The 4,905-nt window shown below is 70.8% G+C and carries 7 protein-coding genes; all 7 read left to right on the forward strand.

The features are described 5' to 3' along the window. The first annotated feature begins 502 nt into the window (after nt 1-502). The 7 genes from BT98_RS0119950 to BT98_RS0119980 all read left to right on the forward strand — a co-directional run bounded on the left by BT98_RS0119950 (nt 503) and on the right by BT98_RS0119980 (nt 4,581). Nucleotides 503-721, forward strand: coding sequence for a hypothetical protein (locus BT98_RS0119950; protein WP_027297467.1), 219 nt, complete (start codon nt 503-505; stop codon nt 719-721). Continuing rightward, nucleotides 722-1,081 (forward strand): type II toxin-antitoxin system PemK/MazF family toxin, encoded by a 360-nt coding sequence (locus BT98_RS25320; RefSeq protein WP_019460385.1) that lies wholly within the window; start codon nt 722-724, stop codon nt 1,079-1,081. It abuts the gene before it with no gap. Nucleotides 1,082-1,393: 312 nt separating this feature from the next. Next, nucleotides 1,394-1,654 carry a FitA-like ribbon-helix-helix domain-containing protein gene (locus BT98_RS0119960; RefSeq protein ID WP_027297468.1) on the forward strand — a complete coding sequence of 87 codons (261 nt, stop codon included), beginning with the start codon at nt 1,394-1,396 and terminating at the stop codon, nt 1,652-1,654. Beyond that, nucleotides 1,651-2,073, forward strand: coding sequence for a type II toxin-antitoxin system VapC family toxin (locus BT98_RS0119965; RefSeq protein WP_027297469.1), 423 nt, complete (start codon nt 1,651-1,653; stop codon nt 2,071-2,073). The genes BT98_RS0119960 and BT98_RS0119965 overlap by 4 nt, the downstream gene beginning before the upstream one ends. Next, complete coding sequence (locus BT98_RS27460; RefSeq protein ID WP_051544364.1) at nt 2,070-3,101, forward strand: site-specific integrase; 1,032 nt, start codon at nt 2,070-2,072, stop codon at nt 3,099-3,101. Before BT98_RS0119965 ends, BT98_RS27460 begins: the two co-directional genes overlap by 4 nt. A 15-nt stretch (nt 3,102-3,116) precedes the next feature. Further along, on the forward strand, nt 3,117-3,752 hold the full coding sequence (locus BT98_RS25330; protein ID WP_051544365.1) for a hypothetical protein: 636 nt from the start codon (nt 3,117-3,119) through the stop codon (nt 3,750-3,752). After that, nucleotides 3,745-4,581 (forward strand): segregation and condensation protein A, encoded by an 837-nt coding sequence (locus BT98_RS0119980; protein ID WP_162175664.1) that lies wholly within the window; start codon nt 3,745-3,747, stop codon nt 4,579-4,581. Before BT98_RS25330 ends, BT98_RS0119980 begins: the two co-directional genes overlap by 8 nt. The last annotated feature ends 324 nt before the right edge of the window (nt 4,582-4,905 follow it).

Consider the following 4,905-nt stretch of genomic DNA (forward strand, 5'->3'; position numbering starts at 1 on the left):
AACACCCGGAACGCCACGGCCAGCTCTCAGGTGCCGTCCGTGAAGTTCATCTGGCTGCATGCGACCGCGAACCCGTTTTCCCACGGCCTCGGTCGTTTGCAGAGGTGGCCAGGGCGGAGAGGCCTGCCGGGGCCGGGCGGGACCGCCCGCAGCCCCGCCCGGCCGTCCTGCGAAGCGGGGCACCTTTATCACGAACCCGGGCACTGCTGATGGGGACCCGGGGTACTGCTCCGGGCCTCCACGCCCCGCCAGTCCGAGATCCGGCCGATCCCGGAGGCGCGACAGGGGACATCCATGCGGCGGATCAACGGCTTAGCCTCTATTCACGCCCGATAATAATCCATTATCGGGCCTGAGATGGAGAGAAGTGGCAGTTGCCCTATTTCGAGTGGAAGGCTAAACAGCTCCAGCATGGTCTTCTCCGGAGATCGTCGTCGCTCATCAGGCAAGACGACCCGAGCCGGAACCGCTAGAATCCCGGGGCTTGCAGGAGAGCCAATCGATGCCGCAGATCATTCTCGATGCCACGGCTGGGGACGTCTCGGCGGAACTCGCCCGGCGTGGCATCCCTGGGGGTGTCCGTGTGCATGTCGTGGTCGAGTTCACCGAGAACGAGACCCTTCCCATGGGTAGGATGGCTCAGGACGGCAAGGCGTTCGACTGGCTGCGGGATGAGCCCGACCTATATTCGGATGACGACCTGGTGGAGACGCGGCGCTAGGTGTTCGCTTTCGGCAGCATCGTTCTCACCCGCTTTCCTTTCACCGACCTGTCCGGCGACAAGCGGCGCCCGGCGCTGGTGGTCTCACGCGACAATGACCGGCGGACCGACCTCGTGGTCTGCTTCATCACCTCCGTGCCCCGCACCGGCCCCGATATGGCAGCGCTCGCGGCCAGTCCGGGGACCGGCTTAAAGATCCTGTCCGTGGTGCGCTTCGATAAGCTGGCAACGCTGGATCGCTCGGTCATCGCCGGCAAGCTGGGCGAGGCACCAGCGGACTGGCTGGCGGAGCAGGCCCTGCTGTTCTTCGGGGTGTTCGGCTTCGGTCAGCCAACGGTCGCCAGAGAGGGTGCTCCATGACCCAGCACGCGGCGACCATTTCTCTTTCGGTGCTGCGACGCAGCTGGGCCCGCCATGGCTGGAAGCCTATCGACGCCTGAGCGCTATTTCCTCGGCGTGCTCATAAGCCGGGCGCTGAGAGCGCTTTCGTTTCCTGCGCCCGATGAAGCCTTGGCGAGCATACTAACGCCGGCAGGCTGCGACGAGGTTTTGGGGCATGGCAGCTGCCCGGGACCACAAGGCTGAAGGGCGGCCGGATCTCATAAGGGTTTGGTGCAGCTTGATAGCATTTGATAGCATAGTGTCCGTGGCTGGATTGGGCAGAAGCACGACATGGCAAGCCTGTTGATCCGGAACGTCGACGAGGCGTTGCGGGAGCAGCTCAAGGCCCGCGCCCGCCGGCACCGGCGTTCTGTCGAGGAAGAGGCCCGCGAGCTTCTCCGCGCCGCCATGGCCCGGGACACCGCGGGCAGCGAGACCCTGCCCGCCATCGCCGAGCGCCTGTTCGGTGCCGAGCGGGGCTTTGACCTTGTTCTGCCGCCCCGCGGCACGGAGCGGGACCGCCCGCCGCTCTTCGGTGAGGACGAAGGGTGATCCTGCTCGACACCGACGTCGTCTCGGAACTTATGCGGGCCAGCCCGGATGCGGCGGTGCGGCGCTTCCTCGCCGCCCAGCGCCTGGAAACCCTGTTCCTGCCCAGCCTGGTCGTGGCCGAAATCCGCTATGGGCTTGCGCGACTGCCGGAGGGGCAGCGCCGGGCCGATCTCGAGAGCCTCTTCGAACGCTTCCTCGCCGAGGGGTTCGCGGACCGGATCCTGGTTCTCGATGCGAGCTGTGTCGCCCGTTATGCGCGGGCCCGCGCGGCGCGAGAGGCCGCGGGCCGGCCCATTGCTCTGGCCGATGCGCTGATCGGGGGGATGGCATTGGCCCATGGCGCGACCCTCGCTACCCGGAACACGACCGATTTCGAAGGGCTGGGTGCCACGCTGGTGAACCCGTGGGAGGCCGCATGACGGATCAGCCTGCCGACTGGCCCTCCGATCTTCCCCGGTCGGTGCAGCGCCTGGTGCGGGAGCCGCTGCCGCCGGAGGCACTGGCCGTGCTCACCGGTCCGGTTGGCGAGGCGGTGGCGGAGGCGGCGCGCTACGCCGGCCGGGCGCTGGCCGACAACACGAGGCGCGCCTATGCCGCCGACTGGGCCGACTTCGCCGCCTGGTGCGCCGCCGGCGGCGTGGCCGCGCTGCCGGCCCAGCCGGTGGTCGTCGCGGCCTATCTGGCGAGCCTGGCCCGCAAGCTCGGTCGCAGCGGGTTGCGCCGCCGCCTGGCGGCGATCGCCCATGAGCATCGCCGCCTGGGCCATCCCTGGCAGAGCCGGGACCCGGTGATCAACGCCACGCTGCGCGGTATCCTCGGCCAGCACGGCGCCGCCGCTCGCCCGGCCGCGGCGCTGACCTCCACCGAGGTCAAGGCGTTGCTGGCCGCCTGCGGCAGCGACCTCCGTGGCCTGCGCGACCGGGCACTGTTCCTGATCGGCTTCGCCGGGGCGCTGCGGCGCTCCGAGCTGGTGGCGATCGACCACGAGCACCTGCGCTTCACGACGGAGGGGATGGTACTGTTCATCCCCCATTCCAAGCGCGACCAGGAGCGGGAGGGGGCCAGCATCGGCATCCCGCGCGGCCAGAACGTGCTGTCCTGCCCGGTGCGGGCGATGGAGGAATGGCTGCGCCGGGCGCGCATCGCCTATGGACCGGTGTTCCGCCGCCTCTCGGCCGGTGGCCAGATCGAGGGCCGGCTCACCGACCATGGCGTCTGGCGCATCCTGCGCCGGCGGGCGGAGCTGGCCCGGATCACGGTGGACACGGCCGAGCGTCTGAGCCCGCACGGGCTGCGGGCGGGCTTCATCACCGAGGCCTATCTGAAGGGGGCGCTGGACGAGCAGGTGATGCACCACGCCCGGCAGAAGAGCATCGCCACCACGCAGGGGTATCGCCGCCGGGCCCGCATCACCCGCGACAGCCCGGCCCGGCTGCTCGACCTGTAGGCGAGGGGTCTGGCCGTGCCGTCCGCCTGCGTGCCGGATGCCATTGCTGCCCCGGCCGGGGACGAGGCCCCGCTGGCGCCGGCGCACACCGACTGGCTGCGCAACAGGCTGCGGATCAGCGGTCCGGCGGCGCGGATGGCGGATTTCCGGGCGGCGGCGGCGGGACCCGGAGTGATCCCCTGGCAGCACGACCTGGAGCGGCTGCGCGAGGACTGGTTCCTGCAGCTGGCGGGGCCACCGGACGGGGAGCGGGCGATCAGCCTGGCCGGGGCGCGGATCCTGTCACAGCGGCTGCACGATGCGGTGGCGGTGCTGCAGCAGCGGGTGGTGGCGCGGAGGACCGGCGAGCGCAGCTGTCCCTTCGACCTGCAGCGGCTGCTGCCGGTGCCGGAGCGGCTGCTGGCGCTGGGCCCCGACGACCCGCAGGCCCGGGCCTGGCTCTGGGCGCACTGGGGCACGACCCGGGCGCTGCGGCACGTGCGGGAGGTGCCAGCCGGGCGCGACGGGCGGCAGCGGCGGATGGACGCACTGGCGGTGGAGTTCTGGTCGGCGGACTGGTCACCCTGGCAGGCGCTGCGGCGGCTGCGCCGGGCCTGGCCGGAGCTGACGCTGGAGCTGCGGCCGGACTATGCGGGGCCGGAGGATGGCTGAGGTAGCGGTGGCCTGGGAGTATCCGGCGGGGCAGGGCAGGGAGGCCGCGCCCCATCCCGGTGGCCCGCCGCTGCTCAGCCTGGAGGGCTTCGAGGGACCGCTCGACTTCCTCCTGGAGATGGTGCGCCAGCAGAAGCTGCGACTGGGGCAGCTGTCGATCGTGCCCCTCGCCGAGCAGTTCGTGGCCGCACTGGAGGCAAGCCGCGGCCAGGTGCCGCTGGAGCGGCAGGCGGACTGGCTGGTGATGGCGAGCGAGTTGGTGCGGCTGAAGGCACAGGCGCTGCTGCCGCCGGTGCCGGAGGCCGCGGGCGAAGCCCCGGGAGAGGCCGGGGAGGCGGCGGCACGGCAGCTGCGGCGCTGGGAGGAGCAGGCGGCGATCCGGGCGGCGGCGGCGTGGCTCGCGGCGCGGCCACAGCGGGGCATCGACGTGCTGGGCCGGGGCAGCGGGGCAGGGGAGGCGGAGAGGGATCTGCCGCCGCGGGCGGCGATGGTGGTGGCCTTCCTGGAGGCGACGCTGCTCATGCTGGAGGGGCAGGGCCAGGGCTCGGCGCCTGGGGACATCGCGCGGGTCTACCGTCCCGTGGCGCCGGATGTCTGGACCCTGCCGGACGCCCTGGCATGGCTGCGCCAGGCGCTGGAGGAGCAGCCAGGCGAGGTGGACTTGCTCGGCGTCGGAGCCGGGCGGACGCCCGCCCCGGCAACGCCGCTGCGGCAGCGATCCGCCGTGGCGAACACCTTCCTGGCCGGGCTGGAACTCGCCCGGCAACGCGTGGTGACCCTGCGGCAGGACAGCGCATTCGGGGGCATTCGGGTCCAGGCGGTGCCATAGCAGTGGATGCCGGCAGGTGGCCGAAGCGTTGCTGTGCACCCGAAAGAGGGGTGACATCGCCCGCCGGACGTCCCACCTCGGACAGGGCGGAGTGCGCACCCGATAACCAGCCGCCGTGGGCTTCCAGGAGCGGGTCCACCCGTGCACTCCGCAAGAACCATCGACGAAGAGAACACAATGGCCTTCAATCACCATCCACGTGGAAGCCACGTCATTGCACCTGACACCTGAGTGTCAATCGGCACTGAATTGGGACCCCAGATCGGCACGCAAAAGGGACCCTCTTGTGAGGTGTGTTGAGGGGGCGTTCAGGCGCGGTTCTTG

The sequence above is a fragment of the Roseomonas mucosa ATCC BAA-692 genome (assembly GCF_000622225.1).
Lineage (GTDB): Bacteria > Pseudomonadota > Alphaproteobacteria > Acetobacterales > Acetobacteraceae > Roseomonas > Roseomonas mucosa.

Coding starts and splice junctions, on each gene's coding strand:
- BT98_RS0119980 (WP_162175664.1), top strand. CDS start 3,745: ATGGCTGAGGTAGCGGTGGCCTGGGAGTATCCGGCGGGGCAGGGCAGG.
- BT98_RS27460 (WP_051544364.1), top strand. CDS start 2,070: ATGACGGATCAGCCTGCCGACTGGCCCTCCGATCTTCCCCGGTCGGTG.
- BT98_RS0119960 (WP_027297468.1), top strand. CDS start 1,394: ATGGCAAGCCTGTTGATCCGGAACGTCGACGAGGCGTTGCGGGAGCAG.
- BT98_RS0119950 (WP_027297467.1), top strand. CDS start 503: ATGCCGCAGATCATTCTCGATGCCACGGCTGGGGACGTCTCGGCGGAA.